Raw genomic sequence first — 22,119 nt, forward strand, 5'->3', positions numbered from 1 at the left:
AGCACAAGCGTTTACTCCGCCCACGGCCCACGCCGAGCTATGGTGACGTTTCTCTCCGGGGGCACAGGAACACCGAAGCTGCTCCCCGGAGCCGAGTCGGTCTTCGATCCTGCCGACACCACAGTTGTCTGCAACACCGGCGACGATGTCGAGATCGCGGGCCATCTCGTCTGTCCGGATCTCGACACCGTGCTGTTCGAGCGCGGCGGCGTCCTCGACCGCGAACGGTGGTGGGGGATCGACGGCGACAGTACAAATACTCACGACGAACTCCGCGCGCTCTCCGAGGAATCAGGGTTCGACACCGGCCCGCGCTACCTGCCCGACGAGCGCCAGACCGACGGACGCGATCTCGCGCGCTGGCGACGCTTCTCGGGCGTGGGGGAGTTCATGACGATCGGCGACCGCGATCGGGCCGTCCATCTCCTCCGAACGAGCCTGCTTGACGAGGGCCACACGCTCACCGAAACCACCCGATTGCTCGCCGACGCGTTCTCACTCGACGTCTCACTACTCCCGATGAGCGACGATCCGGTGGCGACGATCATCCACACCCCCGAGGGGCCGATGCACTTTCAAGAGTTCTGGGTCGCCCACGGTGGCGAGCCGGCGGTCGAGGATGTCGAGTTTCGCGGGGCGGACGGAGGGGAACACGGCAGCCGGAACGGCGATGCAGCCCCGACGGCCGCGGTACGCGACGCGCTCGCGGAGCCGGTAGTGATCGGCCCCTCGAACCCGGTGACGAGCCTCGGGCCGTTGCTCGCGCTCGACGGCGTGCCCGAAGCGCTCGCAGAAACCACCGTGGTCGCGGTCTCGCCGTTCGTCGGCGAAGAGCTCTTCTCGGGACCGGCCGCGAAGCTGATGGCGGCGGTCGGCGTCGAGCCGAGTACCGCCGGCGTCGCCGAGTCCTACCCGTTCGCCGACGCGTTCGTGATCGACGACGCCGATCCCACGGCTCTCGGCCGGCCAACCGTGACGACCGACATCACGATCGACGATTCGAAGGACTCGACGCGCGTCGCGCACGCGGTCGAGGAAGCCCTCGAACTCGGTCGGGAGGCGCCCTGATGTTCGAGCCCCGACTCGCGCTGGCGAGCCTGAGCGGCGAGTCCGACGCCGCGTGGGCACGGGCGGTCGAAGAACACGTCGGCGCGGCTTTTCTCGGCGGGATCGCGCTCGACGAACCTTCTCGGCGGGCGGCGCGTCAGCTCGTCGCCCGCGACCGCACCGAGTTCCTGCCTGACGACCCGGTCGCGTTTGTCGACGCTCAACTCGCTTCCCTCGACGACGCACCGCTCCGTTCGGGGATCAACGTCCGGAGCGCGTCGCGCGCGCCCATCCACGAGGTCGCGGAAGTCTGCGCCGACCACGACGCCCTCGTCGAGATCAACGCCCACTGCCGTCAGGACGAGCTGTGCGCGGTCGGCTGTGGCGAGACCCTGCTCCGGGACGCCCACCGACTGTGCGAGTACGTCGAGACTGCCGTAGAAGCGGGCGCGACGGTGAGCGTGAAAGTCCGGACCGAGGTGCCAGGCGTCTCGCTCCCCGACACGGCCCGCTGGGTCGAGGGGGCGGGAGCCGATGTCGTCCACGTCGACGCGATGGATTCAGAGCCGGTGATCGCCGACGTCGCGAGCGCGACCGATGCGTTCGTGATCGCCAACAACGGCGTCCGCGATGCCGCGACAGCCCACGAATACCTCGATCACGGGGCTGACGCCGTGAGCGTGGGGCGGCCGAGCGACCGACCGGCGGTGCTGGAGCGCGTGCGGAGCGCGACCGACGAGTGGTTCGCGGAGCCGGAGAACGAGACTGAACGGGTCGAACCAGGTGCGAGCGGATGAGGACGTCGGCCGCAAACGCCCAGCTCGCGCTCCTGCTCGAAGTCACCGCGACGCCCAAGCCGGGCAACGTCGACCGCGTGCGCGAGTACCCCGACCTCCGGTTCGAGCACTTCATGGCCGGCGCGGTCGGCGCGAGCCAGGGACTCCGGATGGCCGCAGCGGGCGATCCTGTCGGAGAATCGTTCGAGCGCGCTGTCGAGGGGATGGCCGATCAGCGCGGCGGCAACACCCAGTTCGGCGCGTTGCTGTTACTCACGCCACTGATTCGGGCGGCGAGCGGTGGAAGCGGATCGCCGTCCGACAACGAGGAACTGACGCCGGAGCGCGCCGCGCGCGTTACGGAAGCCACGACGGTCGCCGACGCCGCCGGGTTCTACCGGGCGTTCGAGCACGTCGATGTCGCGGTCGACGACCCGCCGGCGGACATGGAAGCCCTCGACGTCCGGCGGGGAGCCGACGCCGTGCCGGCGGTCGAGGAGCGGAAACTAACGCTGCATGATATATTCGAACGGAGCGCCGACCGCGACGGCGTCGCCCGCGAGTGGGTGTCGGGGTTCCCACGGACGTTCGCCGCGGCCGATCGCATCGCCGCGCTCGACGGCCCGGTTCCGGACCGCGCGGCGCGGGTCTTCCTCGAACTGCTCGCGGACGAACCCGATACGTTCGTCGTCACGAAGCACGGCGACGCCACCGCACAGGAGGTCTCGGCGGCCGCCCAGACGGCGCTGGACGGCGACCTCGACCCCGAAACTCTCGCCGACGATCTCGTCGAGCGCGGCGTGAACCCGGGAACGACCGCCGATCTCGTCGCCGCCGGGCTGTTCGTCGCGCTCGAACGCGGGCTCGACGTATGACCGAGTCGAACGAATCCGCGACCGAGAACGAGGCCGAGTGGCCCGTCGCGCTCCGGGGCGTGACCGAGGCCGTGGTGGCGACGCTCGGCCCCAACGGACTGTGGAACTTCGCGGCGCTCGGGCTCCACGCCGGCGATCCCGTGACCGCGCGCACGTGGGGCGCAACGCGGACCCGGCGCAACTTCCGCGAGGAGGGCGAAGGCGTCGTCCAGTTTCTCGCCGATCCGGTGGTGTTCGCCGAAAGCGCGCTCTCGATCCTCGAACGCTCTTCGTCCATCCATCCCGCGGCCGACGCGTGGGTCAGGGTCGCGGTCGAGCGGGTCGACGGTGGCGAGTCAGGGGGAACGTCGTGGGAAGAATGGGAACTCACCCCTACCGAGTCGCGCGTCGAAACCGAGCGCGTGCCGACCACCAACCGGGGCTACGGGGCGGTGATCGAAGCCACGGTCGCGGCCTCCAGGATTGATGTCGACACCTACGACACCGACGAACTCCGCGATCGCCTCGACTACTTTTCGGCAGTGGTCGACACCTGTGGCGGCGAGCGCGAACGCGAGGCGATGCGGATGGTTCGTGACCTCACAGCCTGGGACGGGAGCCGGGACGAAGCGGACGAGTGAGCGAGCGGGCGAGAGCGGGTCGTTTATACCCCACGGTCGACACCATCCGGCATGGCGATCAAACCGGCCTACATCAAGAAAACCGGCACACAGCTACTCGAACGGTATCCCGAGGCGTTCTCGACCGACTTCGAGCACAACAAAGAGAGCGTGACCGCGCTCACCAACGTGACCTCGAAGAACGTCCGCAACCGCATCGCGGGCTACGTCACCCGCAAGCAACAGAGCAACGCCGCGGCCTGAGTCGGGACTGAAACCCGGAACGTCTACACGACGCCGATCGCGCTCCCGACGCCGATACCGACGACACCGACGCGTTCTTACACGGTCGAACGGCGGTGTTTGTGCCGACCAGAACGGTTTTCACCCGCGCTTTCCCTACCCTCGGCAATGTCTTCCACACATGTCGGCGTTCTCGGAGCCACCGGGGCCGTCGGACAGCGGCTGATCCAGCTCCTCGATCCCCACCCCGAGTTCGAGATCGCGACCCTGACCGCAAGCGACGACAGCGCTGGCAAGTCCTACCGCGAGGCGGCGAAGTGGCGGATCGAGACACCGATCCCCGACGCCGTCGCAGACCTCACCGTCCAGGCGACCGATCCCGACGCCGTCCCCGACGACGTTGACCTCCTCTTCTCGTCGCTGCCCTCGTCGGTCGGCAAGCGAGTCGAACCAGGCTTCTGCGAGGCGGGCTACGTGGTCTCGTCGAACTCCTCGAACGCACGGATGGACAGTGATGTTCCGCTGACGATCCCGGAGGTCAACCACGACCATCTCGATCTCCTCGAGGTCCAGCGCGACGAGCGCGGCTGGGATGGGGCGCTCGTGAAGAACCCCAACTGCTCGACGATCACGATGGTCCCGACGCTCGCGGCGCTCGACGAGTTCGGCCTCTCGACTGTCCACGTCGCCACGATGCAGGCAGTCTCGGGCGCGGGCTACGCCGGCGTGAGTTCGATGGAGATCCTCGACAACGTACTCCCACATATCGGCGGCGAGGAGGAGAAAATGGAGACCGAGACCCGCAAACTCCTCGGTTCGTTCGACGGCGCGGCGATCGACGACCACGATGTCGACGTCGCGGCCTCGTGCAATCGCGTGCCGACGCTTGACGGTCACCTCGAAAACGCGTGGGCCGAAACCAGCGAAACCATCACCGCCGACGACGCGATGGCCGCGATGCGCGAGGCCCCCTCGCTTGACCTCCACAGCTCGCCCGATCAGCTCATCGAGGTCTTCGAGGACCCCAATCGTCCGCAGCCCCGCCTCGATCGGATGGTGGGCGGAGGGATGAGCGTCGCGGCGGGCGGCGTCCGCGAGACCAGCGATGGAGTGCAGTACAACTGTCTCGCGCACAACACCCTCCGTGGGGCGGCCGGCGCGAGCGTGCTCAACGGCGAGCTTCTCGTTGAAGACGGTTGGATCTGAGGCGTCGACGACGCTCGGAGCTGTTTTTAGACCACCTGATTCTTCAGCCCCTCGTACTCACCCGTGTCCTCGACCCGTCGGCAGTTCTCGGCCACGATGTCCGCGAGTCGCTCGTAGTATTCGGGTGTGTGGCCCGCGTTGTGTGGCGTGATGAGCACGTTCTCGAACCCCCACAGCGGATGGTCTTCCGGGAGGGGTTCGGGGTCGGTGACGTCGAGCCCTGCGCCGCCGATGGCGTTCGAACGCAGCGCCGACACCAGCGCGTCGGTGTCGATCACGGGTCCGCGCGCGACGTTCACCACGAACGCGTCGGGCGAGAGAGTGTCGAACTCCGCCGCACCGATCATCCCCTCGGTTTCGTCCGTCAGTGGGACCGCGAGGACGAGATAATCGGTGCGGGCGAGCGCGTCGTGGAGGTCGTCGGTCCCGAGGACTTCGTCGGTCGCCCCGCCCTTCTCTGGAGAGTGACGAACGCCGATGGTGTCGACATCGAACCCAGCGAGGCGCTCGACGACGCCGCCGCCGAGCGCGCCCAGGCCCACGATCGTGACCGTCGAGCCGGCGAGCTCGCGGGTCGGATAGGCACGCCACTCGCGGCGCTGCTGGCGTCGCCATCCCTCGTGGTGACGACGACAGAAGGTGAGGAGGAAGCCGAGGACGTGCTCGGCGATGTTCGTGCGGTGGACCCCGGAAGCGGTGGTTACGCTCACACCGTGCTCTTCGAACGCCGCCATCGGGAGGTGGCCGTAGCCGGCGTACAGGCACGCAAACAGCCGGAGATTCGTGGCGTGATCGAGCATGGACGGGTCCACGGTCGAGCCGGTGACGACCGTCGCGCGGGCGAGCAGATCACGCTCTTCGTCGGGCGTCGCGGCGCGTCGAACGTCGTACCCCGGCAGGCGCTCGCGGAGCGCCGCCGCGTACTCCGCCATCGGCATCCCGTGGACGCCCCGCCGGAGCACGGCGATGTCGGGGTTCGAATCAGCCACGATACCCGCCTCGTTGTCGATCGTCTCGGCACATGTGGTCCCATTCGACGGCACCTCGTATAAGTCCACTCGGGCTGGCGAGCACCGTCCCGACGCCGTTCGTCGTGGGCGAAAAACGGGCAGACCTTTATTCCCCGCGGTGTCCCGGTTTTTATGGAGCGGATCGACGTGGCGGTGGTCGGCGGAGGCCCGGCGGGGACGGCGGCGGCGTGGACGGCCGCGAGGCAGGGTGCCGACGCGGTCGTCTTCGAGAAGGGCGTCCCGCGGGCCGACCGCGACGGCCCAGGCCCCGACTCGACCGACGCCGCCGGCATGTTGGACTACTGGGTCGACCTGATGGATCTCCCCGAAGCGATCCCCGACGAGGTGATCCTGCGCGACCTCGACGGCGCGACCTTTGCGGGACCGAACGAACGTATGACGATCCGCGACACCGGAGTGGATGCGTCGTACCCCGAGTTCGGGTTCACCTTCCATCGCGCGCGCTTCGACGACTGGCTCCGCGGACGGGCCGAGAGCGCCGGTGCAGGCTACCGGGTCGGCACCGCGATCAAGGACGTCGCGATCGACCCGCGGGACGGCCATACGCTCACCCTGCGCGACGGCCACGAGATCGAAGCCGAGTATCTGATCCTCGCCGACGGACCACAGCGGACGATCACGCGCGGCGTTCTCTCCGAGTTCGTCGCCGAGGATCGTCTCGAAGACCTCGCCTCGAACCGCGCGAACCACATCGCCTACCAGGAGTATCGAGAGTTCCCATCCGAGCTGTTCGACGACAACCACATCAAATTCTGGTGGGGGGCGATGCCGGGCCACACCGCGTATCCGTGGGTGTTCCCGAACGACGGCACGGTGGCCCGTGTGGGGCTGACGATGCCGATCGGACTCGATCTCGACGACGTAAAAAACCGAGAGGCGTACCGACTCCTCCGACCCGACGACACGACCGTCCCCTCCGGCAAGGAGTACGTCCAACGACTCCTCGAAACCGAGTATCCCGACTACGACCTCGAAGACTTCCCGCTGGTCGAGGATCGCGGCAAGCGCGGCGGCGTCGAGTCCTACCCCATCTCCTCGACTCGACCGATCGACTCGCCCGTGGGCGCGAACGTCGCGATCGTCGGCGGCGCGATGGGCGCGACCTCGGCGTTCCACGAGGGCGGCGATCACGTCGCGGTTCGGACTGGGAAGATCGCGGGCGCGCTCGCGGGAGCGGGCGCACTCGGGGCGTACAACCGCGAGTGGAAGCGCGCGATCGGCGAGGAGGTCCGCCGGAACGTCGCGATGGCCGACGTCGTCCGCGGGTTCGAGCCCGACGACTGGGATCGGACGTTTCGGTCGATCGGTCGGATGCTCAAGGACGGTCGGTACAGCACGTACAGGACGCCACTGCTTGGCTCCGGCGGTTTCTCGGTGTTCACGCGCTACCAGCGTGCGAAGCTCGGCTACCGGAACGGTGGGTACGTCCAGCTCACCGAATCGGAGTACGCGATCTGAATCGGCGCAGACGCCGACCGTGTCGTGTGGCGACAGACTGTTGTTTTCCCGCTCGAATCGGCTGTATGAGCAGCGAGACGTTCGTCTCGGAGAGCCGGGTGTCGGGCAACCAGGCTTCGATTCCGGCCCCGATCCGCCGCGAGCTCGACATCGACGACGGTGATCTCGTGCGTTGGATCCACGAGGAGGACACCGTTCGCATCGAGGTCGTTCGCGAGACCGAGGGAACGTTCGCCGATTTCGAGGGCTACGAGGGCGAACCGACGGACGCTCCCGCCGAACGTGATGGCTGGGGCATCGAGTGACGCGCGCCTGTTCGATTCGTCGGTGCTGTTCGGTGCGGTCAACGCACGCGATGCGAACCACGATGTCGCGCTTCGTCTGGTGAAAGGCGTCGACGGCGGAACGCTCCCGGACGCCGTCGTCATCGAAAGCGTACTCGCGGAGACACTCAACGGGATCCACGGCCGTGTCTCCCACGAGGCGGCCGTCGATTTCCTCGACCGACTCGAAGCCAACGCTCGCTTTCACGTCGAACGCCGAGATGATCGCCAGCGTGAAGGCGCTATTCCGCACGAGAGAACGGCTGTCGTTCGTCGACGTGCTGATCGTTGCTGCCGCACGAACGGCCGGTATCGAGTACGTGTACTCGTTCGACGACGATTTCGACGGCGTGACGCGACTCGACATGCCCGCGAATCCGTACGATCCGAGGAGTAAGGTGTTAGTTCGTCCCGCCCGTAGCACTCGTGCGTGCCGTAGTCCCCGCCCGAGTACGTCCACGAGGACGCGATGACCGTGCGGCGAACCCCGGCGCGCAACACGGGTCGTGCTCTGCACGACCGAACGTGAAGTCGGCACGAGCCGGCGACACGGGTTGCGCTACGCGCAACCGACTGCGAGGCCGGCACCGCCGGCCGAGGATGGTCACCCACGACCCGCCCGGCATAGGGTTTACCGGCCGAGACGGCGCACTGCCTGCAATGACGCCGGCTGTTAGTGTTCCGGGCGACACCTTCATTCCCACGAGCAGCGTAGCGTCGTCTGAATGGATCGCAGCCGGTTCGTGACGCTCTCGATTCTCGCGTTCGGACTGATTCTCGTGAGTTTCGTGATCCTCGGTTTCAGCCGGCTCGTCCTCCCCTTCCGGACCGCGCGGCTGCTCGCCGGCCCCGTCGGCCTCGTCGCGTTCGGCCTCGTGTGTTATCTCCTCGTGCGAGCGGTGCTTTCGGCGCTCGGCCTCGTCGAGATCGAGGAGTGAGACCCCAAACCGTTTTCGCGCCGGCCGCAAACGCCCGGTATGGACGCCAACGCCGTCGCGGAGCTCGCGCCCGACGAGCGCCGCGCGCTGTTCGATCGCGACGCCGGGATCGCGGCGATCGAGTCCGACGTGGCTGACATCGTCGATCGCGTGCGCGAGGAGGGCGACGTCGCGCTCCGAGAGTACGCCGAGGAGTTCGACGATACCACTGTGGGCTCGCTCGACGTGACCGATGCGGCCGAACGCGCGTACGACGAGATCGACGACGATCTCCGGGACGCGATCGAGACCGCCGCTGCCAACATCCGAGAGTTTCACGAGCGGCAGATCCCTGCGGACTGGCGCGAGTCGTTCGACGGACGCGAACTCGGCCGGCGCTACCGTCCGATCGAGCGGGTCGGCGCGTACGTCCCAGGTGGGTCGGCGGCGTACCCCTCCAGCGCGCTGATGACCGTCGTTCCGGCGAAGGTCGCGGGCGTCGAACAGGTCGCGGTGGCGACGCCGCCCGCCGATGAAATCAACCCCGCGACGCTCGCGGCACTCCACGTCGCGGGCGCGGACGCGATCTATCAGGCCGGCGGCGCGCAGGCGATCGCGGCGCTCGCGTACGGCACAGAGACCGTTCCCCGAGTCCAGAAGATCGTCGGCCCCGGCAATCGGTGGGTGACGGCCGCGAAAGCCGCCGTCAGGAACGACTGTGAGATCGACTTTCTCGCGGGCCCGAGCGAGATCTGCGTGCTCGCTGACGAGACCGCCGACCCACGGTTCGTCGCGAGCGACCTGCTCGCCCAGGCCGAACACGACCCGAACGCGTCGGTCGTCGTGGTCACCGACGACGAAGCGCTCGCGAGGCGGATCGTCGCCGAGGTCGAGGATCGTCTCGCGGGCCGCGAGCGCGAGGACACCATCCGTGAGGCGCTCGAAAACGACGCCAGCGGCGTGTTCCACGCGCGCTCGATGTCCGAGGCCGTGCTGTTCTGTGAGGAGTACGCCGCCGAGCATCTCTCGATTCAGGCCGCCGAGGACGAGGCGCTGCTCGATCGTATCCCGAGCGCGGGGAGTGCGTTTCTCGGCCCCCACTCACCGGTGGCGGCCGGCGATTACGCCGCCGGGCCGAACCACGTCCTCCCGACGGGCGGCCACGCGAAGGTCGCCGGCGGCCTCTCGGTCGACAGCTTCCTCCGCTCGACGACGGTTCAGCGGCTCGATTCGGATGCACTCGACGCGATCGGCGACACCGTGACGACGCTCGCTGCGGCGGAAGGGCTGGAGGCACACGCCGAGAGTGTCGCGCTCAGGCTCCGCGAGTCCGAGAACGCCGCCCGAGACCCCGATCAGCTTCGTGAATAGCTGACCACCACGAATCCGCAAGGCGTACGGTTAGATAGCTGCGCTTCGTACGTTCATACGTGTCGAACGAAGAACGAATACAGGTGGCTGTCAGTCCCGAAACCGCCGACAAACTCGCGGTCCTCGCCGAACAACACGATTTCGAGACGCGTGGCGACGCCGTCGGCTACGCGGTCAACCGCATCCTCATCGACGACGAGATCGACTACTGACCCGGGCAGCCATCGCGGCACGCCCCACACCGGCGCTTCGATTCGGTTCGATCGACGATCGGCTCTTTCTCCCGGTCTTCGATGGTGCGGTTGGCGCGCGGGAGTGCGCCGGAGGCGCGCGACCCGCGCGAGGGATGACTGAGCGACCGGAATGAGCGAGTGGGTGTTTTCAGTCCACCGGAAGACGCGAAGCGTCTTCCGAGCTCTGTCTCGTGGTTCGAAAGGCGCGGAGCGCCTTTCGTCACTGAGCGGGAACGAAGTTCCCGCGAGATCGTCGGGCGGCGAAGCCGCCCGACTGCATGCGATTCCGAAGGAATCGCACTGTCCAAAAGAGCTGTCGGCTCTTTTGACGATGCCGAGACGGCGACAGCGAGGCGCGGAGCGCCTCGGGCCGTTCGCGCGGCAGAGCCGCGCGAAGAAGCCGTCTCATAGCACAGTAAAAAGTGGTGGGTCAGCGGCCAGCGCTGACGTACGCCATCGGCGCGATCATCAGGAGTCCGATGCCGAGGTAGAGATAGGTGCCCGGTCCGTCGATGCTCGGGACCAGCATGAACAGGAGCCCAAAGGTCATGGTTTGGAGCGCGATGATCTTCAGCGACCGCTGGGTGAGCGCGGCGAGGGTCGCAAGCACGAAAACGAGCAGCAACACCTGGCCCAGATTATACTGGAGCAGGAAGTTATCGATCACCTGCAGCGGGAGCGCGAACATCCTCAGCAAAACGTCGGCGGGTCGCCGGCTTCAAGCTTACGAGTCGGGGCGAGCGTTGGCGGGTCGCCGAGCGGCGCCGGAGATGGCTATCCGGCCGGCCCTGAGAGATCGAGCGGCCGAATCCAGCGATACCAGACCACGAGCGCCATCGTGAGGTAGCCGACGGCCCAAACGACCATGCCGGCCGTGTCGAACCCGGCGGTCGAAAGCGCGTAGTCAGCCACCCCGGGAACGACCACGCCGGCGGCGAGCACAGCCCCGAGCAGCACGCGTTCGTCGACCGTCATGGACGGAACGTCCTCGCTCGGCGGCATCGGTGATCGATCATGCGCTCGGCTACGGTCTCGACCGGCCTCAATGACTCGGTTCGGCGCATGTCGTTGTCGAAACCCAGCCCAGTTCGACGCCGGCTTCCGTCCGACTGATACCCGTGGTCAATATATCCCAGTAGTGTGTCCACACAAAGCTTATTATCGCGTGGGACAGAGTAACAGACGGAGCGAGGCGAGCTCCACGGAACAGCAGGGTCCGTTGCGTGGCATCACCTGTAACCTATCCCTGCTGTCTTTTTCCGACGGACTGGCTGGCGAGCTGCGGCTCGCAAAGCAGGAAGTCGCTCGTCAACCACTACCAACTGTCGTTTCACGAGGCACTATATCGCATGCTTCGCCGTCAGAAAACCCATCCAAGCGGGTTTGAACCGGAGTCAGACGTTCCGACTCACTCCGTTCGTCGATTCGCGCACAAAAATGGGCCAACGCGGATTTGAACCGCGGACCTCCCGGTTATCAGCCGAGCGCTCAACCTAACTGAGCTATTGGCCCGGACATTCCGGAGTTGCGCCGTACTGCATGTAAGGGTTTCTCTTCGCGACGCGCCGAAACCCCAGCGAAACTACTCGTGGCCCGGTTCGGGATCGTCGCGTCCGCCATCGACGTCGTAAATGTCAGAATCGTCGGTGTCGGTCCCGCCGGGAAATCCACCGACGTAGACGCCACCGGAGGCCATGCCGCCGGTTTTGCGATCGATGTAGGGGACGACGAGCCAGCGTTTGATCGCCGAGCGGATCGGCCAGCGCGTCACCGGCACGGTGAGGAGGAGTCCCACGGCGTCGGTGACGAGCCCCGGCGTGAGCAAGAACGCGCCGGCGGCGATCAGGAGGCCGCCGTCGAGGAGCTCGTCGCCGGGAAGCTGGCCATGCTCAACCCGTTGTTGTATCTTCCGGGCCGTGTGGCGACCTTCGGCGCGCACGAGGAGCATCCCGATCAGCGCCGTGAGCACCACCAGCGCCACGGTCTGGATCGCGCCGATCCATCCCGCCACCGCGACGAGCAACACGGCGTCGAACAGGGGGATGAGGAGAAGCAGCCCGATGATCCGGAGCACCATACCCTGACTACCTGTTCCGCACGCAAAACCCTTTATCCTCCGACGGGTTCGGAGTCCGAAGCGCTTTGGCCGGTCCGCCGAAGGGAAGACATGGACGCTGGCGCAGTCGATACGCTGGTCGAGTGGCGCGAGTGGGGCGACGCGGCGTTCGCCGAGGCCCGCGAGCGCGACGCGCCGATTCTCTGCAACCTGCGCGCCCACTGGTGTCGAGAGTGCCGCGAGATGGACCGGACCGCGTACGCCTCGCCGACCGTGGCGGCCAATCTGAACGACGGGTTCGTTCCGGTTCGCGTCGACGTCGATCGACGGCCCCGGATTCGGGACCGCTACAACATGGGCGGGTTCCCCTCGACGGTGTTCCTCACTCCCGCTGGAGAGCTCATCACTGGCGCGACGTATCTCGGCACTGACGGGCTCCGTCAGGTGTTAGAACGCGTGCGGGCGGCGTGGAACGAGAACGGCGAGGAATCGGGACGGATCCCGCGCGAACTCCGCGACGCCGACCCACCGGCGGGCGAGCTCACTCCGGCGATCGAGGCCCACATGGAACGCGAGATCGAAGCGGCGTTCGACGAGGAGTTCGGCGGGTGGGGCACGGGACCGAAGTTCCCGCTCGCACCCGCGATCGAGTTCGCGCTCGGCCGCGATCCCGACCGGGCGTTCCGGACGCTCGAAGCGATCCGGACCCACCTCCACGACACCTACGCCGGCGGCTTCTTTCGGTACGCGGTCGAACGCGACTGGGGCGAGCGCCAGACCGAGAAGACCCTCGACACCAACGCCGGGCTCTGCCGAGCGTTCGCCGCGGCGGCACGCTACGACGACGAGTACGCCGCACCCGCCGAGCGTACGGCGGAGTTCCTCACGACGACTCTCGCGAGCGGCGACGGGTTCGCGACGAGTCAGGCGGGCGACGAGGCGTACTACGGCCTCCCACCGAGCGACCGCGAGGCCGCAGACGCACCCCCGATCGGCGATACCGTGCTCGCCGGGGCGAACGGGCTCGCGATCGACGCACTCCTCGAAACGCACGCCGTCACCGGCCACGAAGGCGCGCGTCGCGGGGCCGAGCGCGCGCTCGAACACCTCCTCGATACCCTCGTCGACGACGGTCGAGTGTGCCACTACCGCGACGGCGACACGGCCGGTCCCCACGGACTGCTCGCCGATCAGGCCCGCGTCCTCGGCGCACTCACGAGTGCCGTTCAGGTGCTCGACGACGACTGGCTCGCACCCGCAGAGCGGATCGCGGAGTACACGATCACGGAACGCCGCGAGGGTGATTCGTTTCTCGACGGGCCCGAAGACGGAGCGGGCCTGCTCTCGCGCCCGCTGCGACCGCTCGGGACGAACGTCGCGATCGCGGACGCGCTGTACGAGCTGGGCGTGCTGACCGGTGAGGAGCGCTACCAGCGGGTTGGGCGCGAGACGCTCGCGGCCTTCGCGGGCGCACACGATCGCCTCGGAATCGAGGTCGCGGGCTACGCGTCCACCGCAGCGCGGCTGCTCTCGGGAACGACGATCGCAGTCGCCGCACCGGTCGACTCGCCCCTCCACCGCGCCGCCCTCGACGTCCCGGACCACGGGGCGGTCGTGGTCCCCGACGCCGACGGCGAGTCGGACACCGCACGAGTCACCATCGACGGTAAATCGACGGTCGTCTCCACTCCGTCGGCGCTTCGTGAGTACGTCGCCGGCGAGTGATTCGGTACTATCGAGTCAGGACGACGACTGCTCGTCGAGGATCGTTTCGCTTCCTACCCACTCGTCGGCGAGGATACCGTAGTGCTCCGTATCGTGGTGCTCGCCCTTTCGGAAAACGTGCTCGCGGTAGGTACCCTCGTGGGAGAAGCCGAGCCGGCCGAGGAGTGCCTGGGAGTCCTCGTTGTAGTCGATAGTCCACGCGACGAGGTGGTTGAGCCCGAGCGTGTCGAAGGCGTGATCGATCACGAGCGCGACGGCTTCGGTCGCGTAGCCCTCGCCGTGGAACTCTGGTAGAAGCCAGTACGCGAGCGTAGCGTTTTCTCGGTGGACATCGAAGAGAGTCACTGTGCCGACCGGTTCCTCGTCTACACAGACGAAAAGCAGGGCGGTGTCGTCATTGTCCTCCACGGGCTCTTCGATGAACTCTTCGACCTGCCCCCGAGTCGACGGGGAGCGAAACAACAGCCCTTCGCGGAGGTCGGGGTCGTTGCGCGCCTGCTGGAGGAGGTCAATGTCTTCATCTTCGCTTTCGACGGTGCGGAGGGTCACGCGTTCGCCGCGGAGAAAGACTTTGCCGGGCATAGGAGGGGGTCGCCGCCCCGACACAAATGACTGCTGGCTATCCAGCGCTCACAGCCGTCACGACCGCGAGAGCAGCGTTTTCAGGCTCTCTGGCGAGAACAGCGTCGTTGGCTTGTCCATATGAACGCCGATCTTCCCGGAAAGAGCAGAGAGACCGGCGTTCTGGAGGGGCTTCGGGAGCGAGTACGCCCGACGAACCCAGTGCCCGAGCCGGATTTCACGCGCGAGGTCGTCGCGCCACGCCGTCTCGTAGTCGGCGAGCGATCCCGGACTTCGGGGATCGATCTCGCGGGCGGCGTGGTCGGCCGCGGTCATCCCATACACGATGCCGCCGCCGGTGAACGGTTTGGTCTGGGCGGCGGCGTCGCCGATCAGAAAGGAGCGGTAGCCGGTGACGCGGTCGGGTGGCCCGATCGGGATCATCCCGGCACACGTCTCGCCGGTCTCGATTCCATAGTCGGCGGTGAACGTCTCGAAAAGTCCGGTGGCGTTCTCGCCGGGCGCGGCCGCGAGACCGTACTCGACCCCCGCCTCGGCTCGGGGAATGCGCCACGCGAAGAACTCGGGTACTGAAAGGTGGACATCGACGTGTGCGCCGGGATCGTTTTCGTCGGAGAACGCGAGCACGCCCTGGAGTTTCTCGCCGGGTTCGGGCAGGTCGAGTTCGCGCCGGACCCGCGACACCGGGCCGTCACAGCCCGCCACCATCCGCGCGTCGAAGGTTTGCTTGCCGTCGGGCGTTCTGGCGGTTACCGCGACACGATCGGCGTGCTCCTCGACGCCGATCACGCTGTGATGCTCTCTGAGATCGGCACCCGCCTCGCGGGCCGCCCGCGCGAGCGTCCGGTCGAGTTCGACCCGGTCGATGACATTTGAAATAGTTTCGTCCTTGTAGAACCGATGTGCGCGCTCGCCGGGGCCGCCGGCGTGAAAGCGTGCGCCCGAGATCTCGTTCTGGAGGAGGTCCGCGCGCGCGCCATCGGGTGTGAATTCCCAGACATCGGTGCTGACGTGGCCCGAACACGCGAGCGGCGTGCCGACTTCGCCGCGTTCGAGGACGAGGACGTCGTGGCCCGCCGCGGCGGCCTGGCGGGAGAAGCGCGACCCGGCCGGCCCGGCACCCACGACGACGAAATCGTACATTGTGTGGGGGTATCCGGGGTTCGGCCAAGTATTTTCCTTCTCGTTCCGATCAGCATCTGCCGCTCACGCCGACCTCGAAGGAAGGTGGCCAGATCAGTCGGCGAGAATTTGCTTAGCAGCCAATGGCCCGTTCTAAGACATGATATTGAGTACGCTCTTGTGAAGGAGATCATTGGTAGAGTAGCTGTAGCGGAGAAAGCGTAGGGTGACGCTTCCGCGTCACCCAGTAAGATGTTCCCATTTGCTACACTGAGTTCGGAAACGAGCGCTGCGGACCTGCTAGAGCAAGTCCGCTGGCGCGATGAACTCCAGTGCCCGTGCTGCCGATCCTCGTTGGTGGTCAAGTACGGCAGCTACAGAGCTTTTCAACGGTATCTCTGTAAGGATTGTAACCACACGTTCAACGACAAGACCGACGCGATCTTCGTGCACACGAAGATCGCGCTCAACGAGTGACTTTTTGCGATCTACACGTTCGTCCGGTTCAACACCGGTATCCACCAACTTACCGCCGAACTCGATCTCTCGTATAAGACGCCTCACCGGCGCGTCGAGCGTTTCACCAAAGCGCTCGACACGCCGTCGAGCGAGCTGTACGGTCCCGTCGAGATCGACGAACTGTACGTTTCGGCCGGGCTGAAGGGCTGCGAACGCAACGGCCCGTCACGCCCGCGAGGCCTTCTCCACGCGCGGGCGTGGAACCGTCCTGCGTTCCTCTGGATCGGTTTGCACGAAGACAGGCGGACGACCCGCCGTGTGGGTTGGCTCCGTTCAGAGGTTTCCGTTGATGACGTCCGCAACGCGCTGGCGTTCGAACAGCCTGAGTGACTCCTTGTGTAGCGTCGCCATTCCATCCCACTCGCCGAAGGCATCGGGGTAGAACTGTCTCGCAGCCGCTTCCGTCTGGAAGAAGTTGACAACTGGTCCTTGGTAGGAGCTGCCACCGCGGTAGAGGCGGTCGTTTTGGACGGCGGACAGCTGGCTGCCGACCGGGTTCTCGCGCATCGTCTCCAACCGGGAATCGAACTCAGCCGCCGAAACGTGCGAGAAGCCGTACTGAAATACGATGGCGTCGGGATCGACTTCGAGCAGTTGCTCGTAGTCGAACTCGCCGTAGCCTCCCTCGATGTGATCGTCGAAGGCTCCGCGCATTCCGAGATCGCGGTACTGCTTGTGGTTGTTCCCCTCTTGGACGGGATAGACGTAGAACACGCCGTTCTCGAAATCGGAGTTGACAGACACGAGGCCGACAGTCGGTCGGTCCGTTGAGGGCGGCAGCGTCTCCTCGATGGTCGCCAGCATGTCGTTGTGGATGGATGCAAATGCCTCGTACCGCTCTCGCTCGTCGAAGGCGTCTGCGACGATCTCGAAGGCCTCGTACAACGAGTAGTACTGGTAGTCATGCCAGTCGTCGCCACGTCGCCGGATGTAGTTACCGAGGAACGGACCGACGCCAGTGGCGATTTCTTCGATGTCGTCCTCACCCCAGTCATCAGCTAACACGCCGATCCAGTTGGGATCGAGCAGGTGGACATCAGCGTCCAGCTCGTAGAATATTTCCTTGTCAAACTCGCCGCCACCGGAGATCGGCGAGACATTCTCGAAGGAAACGTCGACATCTGGCAGCGCGTCGTAGAACACGGTCGTCATGCCACCGGGGTCCCACAACCCCCGTAGGCCGTCGGCCTTTCCCAGGGCGATTCCCATGTCGCCGTACGTACTGAGGTAGCTCACCCAGCTCTCGGGCGGCTCGTCGAACTCGACGGTTCCCATCGGTGCCATCGTCACCGAATACGAGTTCCCCGTACTGCCGGCCGTCGTGTTTCCACCTTCCGAGCCAGTCGAGCTGGTGGTTTCGTTCCCGGTGGTCCCATTTCTGCTGCTTGAGTTTGTCGTCCCGTTGGCTCCGCTGGAACCACTGCTCCCGGTACACCCCGCGAGCAGGCCGCCACCGACGACTGCTCCACCGTACTTCACGTACTCGCGCCGTGTCGATCCCTCATGCTCCGTGGACTCGGGGTTCATAGAAATTAGGCCAGCCTAAAGTAGTATAACTATTCCGATCTCCGATCGACTGGAGACATCGAAAGTGTGCTTGCTGTAACGAACCCGATAGCAAACAGTGCCGCGAGAACACTCGAATCAGAGGGTGTCCTGATCGAGACAACTGGGCAAGAACGATATCAAGAGTTCGATGCCGTCGAAGTGCTCGAGGTACTCAACAGATCACCCGACGAGCTGCCGGCTCCGAGCGAGTTGATGGCGAGTACGGGCCCACAACTGGAACTGATAGACGGGGATACGGGTTCACTGCACCACTTCCGTCACAATCAGACCGCTTGGTGGCGTTCCGCATGGCTCTGCATCGACCAATCCGTCAGTATTGCTTCCTCACCGATACCCCTCGGTGAGGCGTTCGACGTATTTGGCGATCACGTCGACTTCGAGATTGACCGGGTCGCCGGGCGCTTTCTCGCTCAGCGTCGTCAGGTCGTAGGTGGCTGGGATCACGGCCACGGTGAACGAATCCGGGCGGAGGTCGGCGACCGTGAGACTGATCCCATCGACGGTGATCGATCCCTTCTCGACGACGTAGCGCGCGACCGATTCGGGCAGCGAGAACGCGAACTCCCAGTCGTCGTCGATCCGTTCGACACCGCGGAGTTCGGCGGTCGCATCGACGTGACCTTGGACGAAGTGGCCGTCGAACCGGCCGTCGGCGGGCAGCGCCCGTTCGATGTTGACCACGTCGCCGACTCCGATCGTCGCAAGCGTCGTGCGTTCTATGGTCTCGGTCGAGCAGAACAGTTCGAACGACCCTGAATCGTGGTCCTCGACGGTGAGACAGGTCCCGTCGATCGCGATGCTCTGGCCGTGTGCGAGGTCGTCGAGATCGGCCCCGATCCGAACACGTCGGCCGCCGTCCTCGTCGATGACGTCGCGGACCTCGCCGGTGGTTTCGACGATCCCGGTGAACATGGCCGGCGATAGGTGTGGTCGCGGGATGAGGCTACCGCTCGACGGTCGCAGTCCTCGTTCGACGGTATCCTCGTTCGACGATGTTCGGGTCGCGAAACGGGGTTCGCACGGGAGCCACGTCGCTTATAACCGATGGGTGCCTGTTGTGGGCCATGTCTACTGACACGCACGTGACCCGGCTGTTCGGCGGACCGGGGAGCGGGAAGACCACGGCGCTGCTCGACCGCGTCGAGGACATCCTCGACGAGTCGGGCACCACGGTCGACGACGTGCTCGTGGTATCGTACACCCGGGCGGCGGCCGCCGAGATCCGCGAACGCCTCGCCGAACGCCTCGACGCCAGCCCGCGATCGCTCAAGGGCAACGTCTGTACGATGCACGCGAAGGCGTACGAGCTCCTCGATCTCTCGCGCGGGGACGTTGTCGGCGAATCCGACAAGAAGGAGTTCTGTGAGGAGTACGGCATCGAGTTCGAGGACGAGTACGAGGGGTCACGCCGACGGAGCGCGCGCTCGACCACCATCGGCAACAAGGCCATCGCCACGAGCCAGTGGCTCCAGCGCACCACCCGAGAGGTCGCCGACTGGTACGACGTCCCCTTCCAGTGGAACGACGAGGAGGTGCGCCTCCCACCCGAGATCGACGACAACGCCCAGCAGGGCAACAAGTACACGCCGACGTGGCCGAGCGACGACGATCGCATCGACATTCCGGAAGCGATCCGAGCGTGGCGGTCGTACAAGGGCGAGCACGGGCTGACGGGGTTCGCGGACATGCTCGAACGCGTCCACCAGCGCTCGCTCCTGCCGTCGGTCGAGTACCTCGTGATCGACGAGTTTCAGGACATCACGACGCTCCAGCACGAGGTGTACGAGGCGTGGAAGCCCCACGTCGAGCGCGCGCTGATCGCTGGCGACGACGACCAGGTGGTGTACGCGTGGCAGGGCGCGGACCCACAGCTCCTGCTCGACGAGGTGGGAGAAGACGTGATCCTCGACAACTCCTACCGGCTGCCGTCGCGCGTACTGAACGTCGTGAACCGCGAGGTGCGTCACATCGAGCAGCGCCAGGAGAAGAACCTCCGACCCAGAACGGAAGGCGGAACGGTCGAGGCGGTCCACAGCCCGTCGATGCTCGATCTCGTTCGGAACGTCCGATCGACGGTCGAGAACACCGACGAAACCATGATGATCCTCTTTCGAGCGCGCTACCAGCTGTTCCGGTTCATGGACGAGTTCATCGACGACGGAATTCCCTTCCAGGCGCTCACCGACCAGCGGATGTGGACCGATCGGCTCGACGACTACGTCGGCGCGATCGAGCGGGTCGACGAGGGCGAGCCCATCACGGGGCTCGAAGCCCGTCGATTGGCCGACATGCTCGCCGACACCGCCTTCGGAACCAACCACCGCGACGCCCTCTACGACGCGCTCGACGACGAGCAGGAGGCGGCGGGCGTCGAGGACGTCGCCGAACTCACGATCGATCCAGGACTCGTCGAGGAGCACGTCCCGTTCATGCCCGGACCGGCATCGGCCGACGACATGCTTCGGAAGGTCTCCCAGTTCCAGACGCAGTCGGTCGGGGCGTACTTCGGCGGGGAGTATCAGGACGTCGACCGCGACCGCGTTCGTGTCGGCACCATCCACTCCGCGAAGGGTCGCGAGGCCGATCACGTGTTCGTCGCGACCGACCTCACGGAGAAAGTCGTCGAGCAGATGGCGGCCTCGGTCGACGACGACGTCGCGATCCCCGGCGACGAGCCGTTCACCAAGAACACCGATCCAGTACCGATGCTGACCGACAACGAGCGTCGGGTGTTCTACGTCGGGATGAGCCGCGCGCGCGAGCGCCTCGTCCTGCTCGAAGACCTCATCGGCGGCGCGCCAACGCTCCCGATCGACGTGCTGCTCGACAACCGGCCTTCTGGTGTCACGGTTGAGGACGTGCTCAGCGAGACCGAGGCCCCCGCTGCGGATTAGTTCCGCTCGTCCTCGCCGGGGTCTTTCGCGATCGTGTCGACGGTCCGCTCGGCTGCCATCATGGGAAGATCGTCCGGCGTGGTGACGTAGGTTTTGACCACGAACATCAACACCGCGACGGCGATCATCGCGATGCCCGACAGGGTCTGTCCCTGGGCCAGAAAGAGCGTGCCGAGCACCGCCACCGGCAGCGCGAGCACGAGCGTCACGACGGTTCCGAACGTGCTGATGATGCCCATGTCTCGCCGTGAGAGACGGACTGACTTACGGGCTTCGTCGCGTCGTCGAACGGTCGGATTCCAGAATCAGGCCGATCGCGGCGTCCAGCCACACACCGTACAGGTGGTCGCGTCGGCCTCGTGAAGCCCACCGCAGTCCGGGCACTGCTTTTTGTTGTAGCTCTCTCCCCATCCCGGCGACCCGGTTTCGTGGCCGCGCTGCGCGAGGAACTCGTCGACGTCAGCGTCGGCATCGTTGGGTGCGGTCGCCATACATGATACGGTATGACGCACCACTCATATAGCTCTGGTGGTCGGTGCTAACGCTTATCGCGAACGGTGTGACAGAGTGGGACGATGACGGACAGTAGCGGAGGTCGAGAACGGTAGAGCAGTCCGACCGAAATCGGGTCAGAAGTGGACTTCTGCTGCCTCGCTGGCCTACAGATCGTACAGCGCGCCGTACTTCGCCCTGGCGTGATCGAGGAAGTAATCGGCGGTGAACGCCTCGCCGGTGGCCTCCTCGATCAGGTCGGGGGTGGTGTAGCGCTGGCCGTGGCTGTGGACGTTCGCGGTGAGCCAGTCGTGGAGCGCGTCGAACTCACCGCTCTCGATGTCGCCGTCGAGATCGTCGATCTCCTCGTCGGCGCTCGCGTAGAGCTGCGCGGCAAGCACGCTGCCAAGCGAGTAGGTGGGGAAGTAGCCAAAGGAGCCGTGCGACCAGTGGATGTCCTGGAGACAGCCCTCCGCATCGGTGTCGGGACGAACGCCGAGATACTCGTCCATCTTGTCGTTCCAGACCTGGGGCACATCGCGCACGTCGAGATCGCCCTCGATGAGCGCGCGTTCGATCTCGAACCGGAGCACGATATGCATGTGATAGGTGAGTTCGTCCGCCTCGACGCGAATGAGGTTGTCGTCGTACACGCGGTTCGCGGCCTCGTAGGCGTCCCGCGCGGTGACATCGTCGAGCCCCGCAAAGCGCTCTTTGACTTTCGGCAAGAAGAGCGACCAGAACGGCTGCGATCGGCCGACGTGGTTCTCCCAGAGCCGCGACTGGGATTCGTGGACCGTGAGGTTCCGACTCTCGCCGAGCGGACTTCCGTACTCCTCGTCGGGCAGCCCGAGGGTGTAGGTCGCGTGGCCGAACTCGTGGACCGTGCTCGTGAGCGCGCCGAGCGGGTCCTCCTCGTCGAAGCGCGTCGTCACGCGGGCGTCGAACTGCGTGCCGGTCGAGAACGGATGCGGCGCGGTGTCGAGACGGCCCCGCTCCCAGTCATAGCCGAGGGTGTCGAGCGCGTCGCGCGCAAGCGTCTCCTGGGCTGTCTCTTATACACATCTCTGAGCGGGCTGGC

Annotated in this window: 24 protein-coding genes, 1 tRNA gene and 2 pseudogenes (1 of these 27 only partly in view); 15 read left to right on the forward strand and 12 right to left on the reverse strand. The window is 66.0% G+C overall.

Annotated elements, in window-relative coordinates; all coding sequences use genetic code 11:
- Positions 1–39 precede the first annotated feature (39 nt).
- The 6 genes from cofD to asd all read left to right on the forward strand — a co-directional run bounded on the left by cofD (position 40) and on the right by asd (position 4,746).
- Positions 40–1,068: a 2-phospho-L-lactate transferase gene (cofD, locus tag C450_RS13050; protein ID WP_005044167.1), complete on the forward strand. Its 1,029-nt coding sequence runs from the start codon at positions 40–42 to the stop codon at positions 1,066–1,068.
- Positions 1,068–1,844: a tRNA-dihydrouridine synthase gene (locus C450_RS13055; protein WP_005044169.1), complete on the forward strand. Its 777-nt coding sequence runs from the start codon at positions 1,068–1,070 to the stop codon at positions 1,842–1,844. The genes cofD and C450_RS13055 overlap by 1 nt, the downstream gene beginning before the upstream one ends.
- Entirely contained in the window at positions 1,841–2,698 is an 858-nt protein-coding gene (locus tag C450_RS13060; protein WP_005044171.1) for a triphosphoribosyl-dephospho-CoA synthase, read from the forward strand. Before C450_RS13055 ends, C450_RS13060 begins: the two co-directional genes overlap by 4 nt.
- The gene (locus tag C450_RS13065; RefSeq protein WP_005044174.1) at positions 2,695–3,318 is read left to right on the forward strand and encodes a DUF447 domain-containing protein; all 624 of its coding nucleotides are present in this window, start codon (positions 2,695–2,697) and stop codon (positions 3,316–3,318) included. The genes C450_RS13060 and C450_RS13065 overlap by 4 nt, the downstream gene beginning before the upstream one ends.
- Before the next feature lie 51 nt (positions 3,319–3,369).
- Positions 3,370–3,561 (forward strand): 30S ribosomal protein S17e, encoded by a 192-nt coding sequence (locus C450_RS13070; protein ID WP_005044177.1) that lies wholly within the window; start codon positions 3,370–3,372, stop codon positions 3,559–3,561.
- Between the two features lie 147 nt (positions 3,562–3,708).
- A complete protein-coding gene (gene asd, locus C450_RS13075) occupies positions 3,709–4,746 on the forward strand; it encodes an aspartate-semialdehyde dehydrogenase (RefSeq protein ID WP_005044179.1) in 1,038 nt (345 codons plus the stop codon).
- Between the two features lie 26 nt (positions 4,747–4,772).
- On the opposite strand, the gene C450_RS13080 is transcribed toward asd, so the two are convergent.
- Positions 4,773–5,804, reverse strand: a complete 1,032-nt coding sequence (locus C450_RS13080; protein ID WP_005044181.1) for a D-2-hydroxyacid dehydrogenase — start codon at positions 5,802–5,804, stop codon at positions 4,773–4,775.
- A gap of 84 nt (positions 5,805–5,888) precedes the next feature.
- Here C450_RS13080 and C450_RS13085 point away from each other — a divergent pair, with 84 nt between their 5' ends.
- From C450_RS13085 to C450_RS22140, 6 genes are all read left to right on the forward strand, one after another.
- Positions 5,889–7,235, forward strand: coding sequence for an NAD(P)/FAD-dependent oxidoreductase (locus tag C450_RS13085; protein WP_005044183.1), 1,347 nt, complete (start codon positions 5,889–5,891; stop codon positions 7,233–7,235).
- 65 nt (positions 7,236–7,300) lie between these two features.
- On the forward strand, positions 7,301–7,540 hold the full coding sequence (locus C450_RS13090) for an AbrB/MazE/SpoVT family DNA-binding domain-containing protein (protein ID WP_005044185.1): 240 nt from the start codon (positions 7,301–7,303) through the stop codon (positions 7,538–7,540).
- A 239-nt stretch (positions 7,541–7,779) separates the two neighbouring features.
- Positions 7,780–8,031: a PIN domain-containing protein gene (locus C450_RS23530; RefSeq protein ID WP_394324911.1), complete on the forward strand. Its 252-nt coding sequence runs from the start codon at positions 7,780–7,782 to the stop codon at positions 8,029–8,031.
- Positions 8,032–8,283: 252 nt separating this feature from the next.
- The gene (locus C450_RS13100; protein WP_005044188.1) at positions 8,284–8,496 is read left to right on the forward strand and encodes a hypothetical protein; all 213 of its coding nucleotides are present in this window, start codon (positions 8,284–8,286) and stop codon (positions 8,494–8,496) included.
- A 39-nt stretch (positions 8,497–8,535) separates the two neighbouring features.
- Positions 8,536–9,846: a histidinol dehydrogenase gene (hisD, locus tag C450_RS13105; protein WP_005044191.1), complete on the forward strand. Its 1,311-nt coding sequence runs from the start codon at positions 8,536–8,538 to the stop codon at positions 9,844–9,846.
- Between the two features lie 59 nt (positions 9,847–9,905).
- Positions 9,906–10,058 (forward strand): hypothetical protein, encoded by a 153-nt coding sequence (locus C450_RS22140; protein WP_161606968.1) that lies wholly within the window; start codon positions 9,906–9,908, stop codon positions 10,056–10,058.
- A 451-nt stretch (positions 10,059–10,509) separates the two neighbouring features.
- Here C450_RS22140 and C450_RS13110 read toward each other — a convergent pair whose 3' ends face one another.
- The 4 genes from C450_RS13110 to C450_RS13125 form a co-directional block, all read right to left on the reverse strand.
- Entirely contained in the window at positions 10,510–10,767 is a 258-nt protein-coding gene (locus C450_RS13110; protein ID WP_005044193.1) for a hypothetical protein, read from the reverse strand.
- Positions 10,768–10,853: 86 nt separating this feature from the next.
- Positions 10,854–11,054: a hypothetical protein gene (locus C450_RS13115; RefSeq protein WP_049910241.1), complete on the reverse strand. Its 201-nt coding sequence runs from the start codon at positions 11,052–11,054 to the stop codon at positions 10,854–10,856.
- A 463-nt stretch (positions 11,055–11,517) separates the two neighbouring features.
- Positions 11,518–11,591 (reverse strand) — tRNA-Ile (locus C450_RS13120).
- A gap of 70 nt (positions 11,592–11,661) precedes the next feature.
- Positions 11,662–12,156: an FxsA family protein gene (locus C450_RS13125; RefSeq protein ID WP_005044198.1), complete on the reverse strand. Its 495-nt coding sequence runs from the start codon at positions 12,154–12,156 to the stop codon at positions 11,662–11,664.
- Between the two features lie 90 nt (positions 12,157–12,246).
- On the opposite strand from C450_RS13125, the gene C450_RS13130 reads away from it, so the two are divergent.
- Positions 12,247–13,860: a DUF255 domain-containing protein gene (locus C450_RS13130; protein WP_005044200.1), complete on the forward strand. Its 1,614-nt coding sequence runs from the start codon at positions 12,247–12,249 to the stop codon at positions 13,858–13,860.
- Between the two features lie 15 nt (positions 13,861–13,875).
- On the opposite strand, the gene C450_RS13135 is transcribed toward C450_RS13130, so the two are convergent.
- Positions 13,876–14,442, reverse strand: a complete 567-nt coding sequence (locus tag C450_RS13135) for a GNAT family N-acetyltransferase (RefSeq protein WP_005044204.1) — start codon at positions 14,440–14,442, stop codon at positions 13,876–13,878.
- Between the two features lie 57 nt (positions 14,443–14,499).
- The gene (locus C450_RS13140) at positions 14,500–15,585 is read right to left on the reverse strand and encodes a geranylgeranyl reductase family protein (RefSeq protein ID WP_005044206.1); all 1,086 of its coding nucleotides are present in this window, start codon (positions 15,583–15,585) and stop codon (positions 14,500–14,502) included.
- Between the two features lie 231 nt (positions 15,586–15,816).
- Between C450_RS13140 and C450_RS23000 the strand changes: the two are divergent.
- Positions 15,817–16,288 (forward strand): annotated as a pseudogene (locus C450_RS23000) (transposase); the annotation flags it as partial.
- A gap of 68 nt (positions 16,289–16,356) precedes the next feature.
- On the opposite strand, the gene C450_RS13145 reads toward C450_RS23000, so the two are convergent.
- On the reverse strand, positions 16,357–17,610 hold the full coding sequence (locus C450_RS13145; RefSeq protein ID WP_005044211.1) for an ABC transporter substrate-binding protein: 1,254 nt from the start codon (positions 17,608–17,610) through the stop codon (positions 16,357–16,359).
- 366 nt (positions 17,611–17,976) lie between these two features.
- A complete protein-coding gene (locus tag C450_RS13150) occupies positions 17,977–18,564 on the reverse strand; it encodes a riboflavin synthase (protein ID WP_005044214.1) in 588 nt (195 codons plus the stop codon).
- Between the two features lie 152 nt (positions 18,565–18,716).
- On the opposite strand from C450_RS13150, the gene C450_RS13155 reads away from it, so the two are divergent.
- Positions 18,717–20,546, forward strand: coding sequence for a UvrD-helicase domain-containing protein (locus C450_RS13155; protein ID WP_005044217.1), 1,830 nt, complete (start codon positions 18,717–18,719; stop codon positions 20,544–20,546).
- On the opposite strand, the gene C450_RS13160 is transcribed toward C450_RS13155, so the two are convergent.
- The 3 genes and pseudogenes from C450_RS13160 to C450_RS13170 form a co-directional block, all read right to left on the reverse strand.
- Positions 20,543–20,785: a DUF7533 family protein gene (locus C450_RS13160; protein WP_005044219.1), complete on the reverse strand. Its 243-nt coding sequence runs from the start codon at positions 20,783–20,785 to the stop codon at positions 20,543–20,545. The genes C450_RS13155 and C450_RS13160 overlap by 4 nt on opposite strands.
- 66 nt (positions 20,786–20,851) lie before the next feature.
- Positions 20,852–21,037, reverse strand: a complete 186-nt coding sequence (locus C450_RS13165; protein WP_005044221.1) for an HVO_0416 family zinc finger protein — start codon at positions 21,035–21,037, stop codon at positions 20,852–20,854.
- Between the two features lie 168 nt (positions 21,038–21,205).
- Positions 21,206–22,119, reverse strand: a pseudogene (locus tag C450_RS13170) (carboxypeptidase M32) (it continues 476 nt past the right edge of the window).

Origin of the sequence: Halococcus salifodinae DSM 8989, from assembly GCF_000336935.1 — an archaeon.
Classification (GTDB): Archaea; Halobacteriota; Halobacteria; order Halobacteriales; family Halococcaceae; genus Halococcus; species Halococcus salifodinae.

Excerpts from the sequence above, each read along its gene's own strand:
- cofD (WP_005044167.1), top strand. The coding sequence starts at position 40 with ATGGTGACGTTTCTCTCCGGGGGCACAGGAACACCGAAGCTGCTCCCC.
- C450_RS13055 (WP_005044169.1), top strand. The coding sequence starts at position 1,068 with ATGTTCGAGCCCCGACTCGCGCTGGCGAGCCTGAGCGGCGAGTCCGAC.
- C450_RS13060 (WP_005044171.1), top strand. The coding sequence starts at position 1,841 with ATGAGGACGTCGGCCGCAAACGCCCAGCTCGCGCTCCTGCTCGAAGTC.
- C450_RS13065 (WP_005044174.1), top strand. The coding sequence starts at position 2,695 with ATGACCGAGTCGAACGAATCCGCGACCGAGAACGAGGCCGAGTGGCCC.
- C450_RS13070 (WP_005044177.1), top strand. The coding sequence starts at position 3,370 with ATGGCGATCAAACCGGCCTACATCAAGAAAACCGGCACACAGCTACTC.
- asd (WP_005044179.1), top strand. The coding sequence starts at position 3,709 with ATGTCTTCCACACATGTCGGCGTTCTCGGAGCCACCGGGGCCGTCGGA.
- C450_RS13085 (WP_005044183.1), top strand. The coding sequence starts at position 5,889 with ATGGAGCGGATCGACGTGGCGGTGGTCGGCGGAGGCCCGGCGGGGACG.
- C450_RS13090 (WP_005044185.1), top strand. The coding sequence starts at position 7,301 with ATGAGCAGCGAGACGTTCGTCTCGGAGAGCCGGGTGTCGGGCAACCAG.
- C450_RS23530 (WP_394324911.1), top strand. The coding sequence starts at position 7,780 with ATGATCGCCAGCGTGAAGGCGCTATTCCGCACGAGAGAACGGCTGTCG.
- C450_RS13100 (WP_005044188.1), top strand. The coding sequence starts at position 8,284 with ATGGATCGCAGCCGGTTCGTGACGCTCTCGATTCTCGCGTTCGGACTG.
- hisD (WP_005044191.1), top strand. The coding sequence starts at position 8,536 with ATGGACGCCAACGCCGTCGCGGAGCTCGCGCCCGACGAGCGCCGCGCG.
- C450_RS13110 (WP_005044193.1), bottom strand. The coding sequence starts at position 10,767 with ATGTTCGCGCTCCCGCTGCAGGTGATCGATAACTTCCTGCTCCAGTAT.
- C450_RS13115 (WP_049910241.1), bottom strand. The coding sequence starts at position 11,054 with ATGACGGTCGACGAACGCGTGCTGCTCGGGGCTGTGCTCGCCGCCGGC.
- C450_RS13125 (WP_005044198.1), bottom strand. The coding sequence starts at position 12,156 with ATGGTGCTCCGGATCATCGGGCTGCTTCTCCTCATCCCCCTGTTCGAC.
- C450_RS13130 (WP_005044200.1), top strand. The coding sequence starts at position 12,247 with ATGGACGCTGGCGCAGTCGATACGCTGGTCGAGTGGCGCGAGTGGGGC.
- C450_RS13135 (WP_005044204.1), bottom strand. The coding sequence starts at position 14,442 with ATGCCCGGCAAAGTCTTTCTCCGCGGCGAACGCGTGACCCTCCGCACC.
- C450_RS13140 (WP_005044206.1), bottom strand. The coding sequence starts at position 15,585 with ATGTACGATTTCGTCGTCGTGGGTGCCGGGCCGGCCGGGTCGCGCTTC.
- C450_RS13145 (WP_005044211.1), bottom strand. The coding sequence starts at position 17,610 with ATGAACCCCGAGTCCACGGAGCATGAGGGATCGACACGGCGCGAGTAC.
- C450_RS13150 (WP_005044214.1), bottom strand. The coding sequence starts at position 18,564 with ATGTTCACCGGGATCGTCGAAACCACCGGCGAGGTCCGCGACGTCATC.
- C450_RS13155 (WP_005044217.1), top strand. The coding sequence starts at position 18,717 with ATGTCTACTGACACGCACGTGACCCGGCTGTTCGGCGGACCGGGGAGC.
- C450_RS13160 (WP_005044219.1), bottom strand. The coding sequence starts at position 20,785 with ATGGGCATCATCAGCACGTTCGGAACCGTCGTGACGCTCGTGCTCGCG.
- C450_RS13165 (WP_005044221.1), bottom strand. The coding sequence starts at position 21,037 with ATGGCGACCGCACCCAACGATGCCGACGCTGACGTCGACGAGTTCCTC.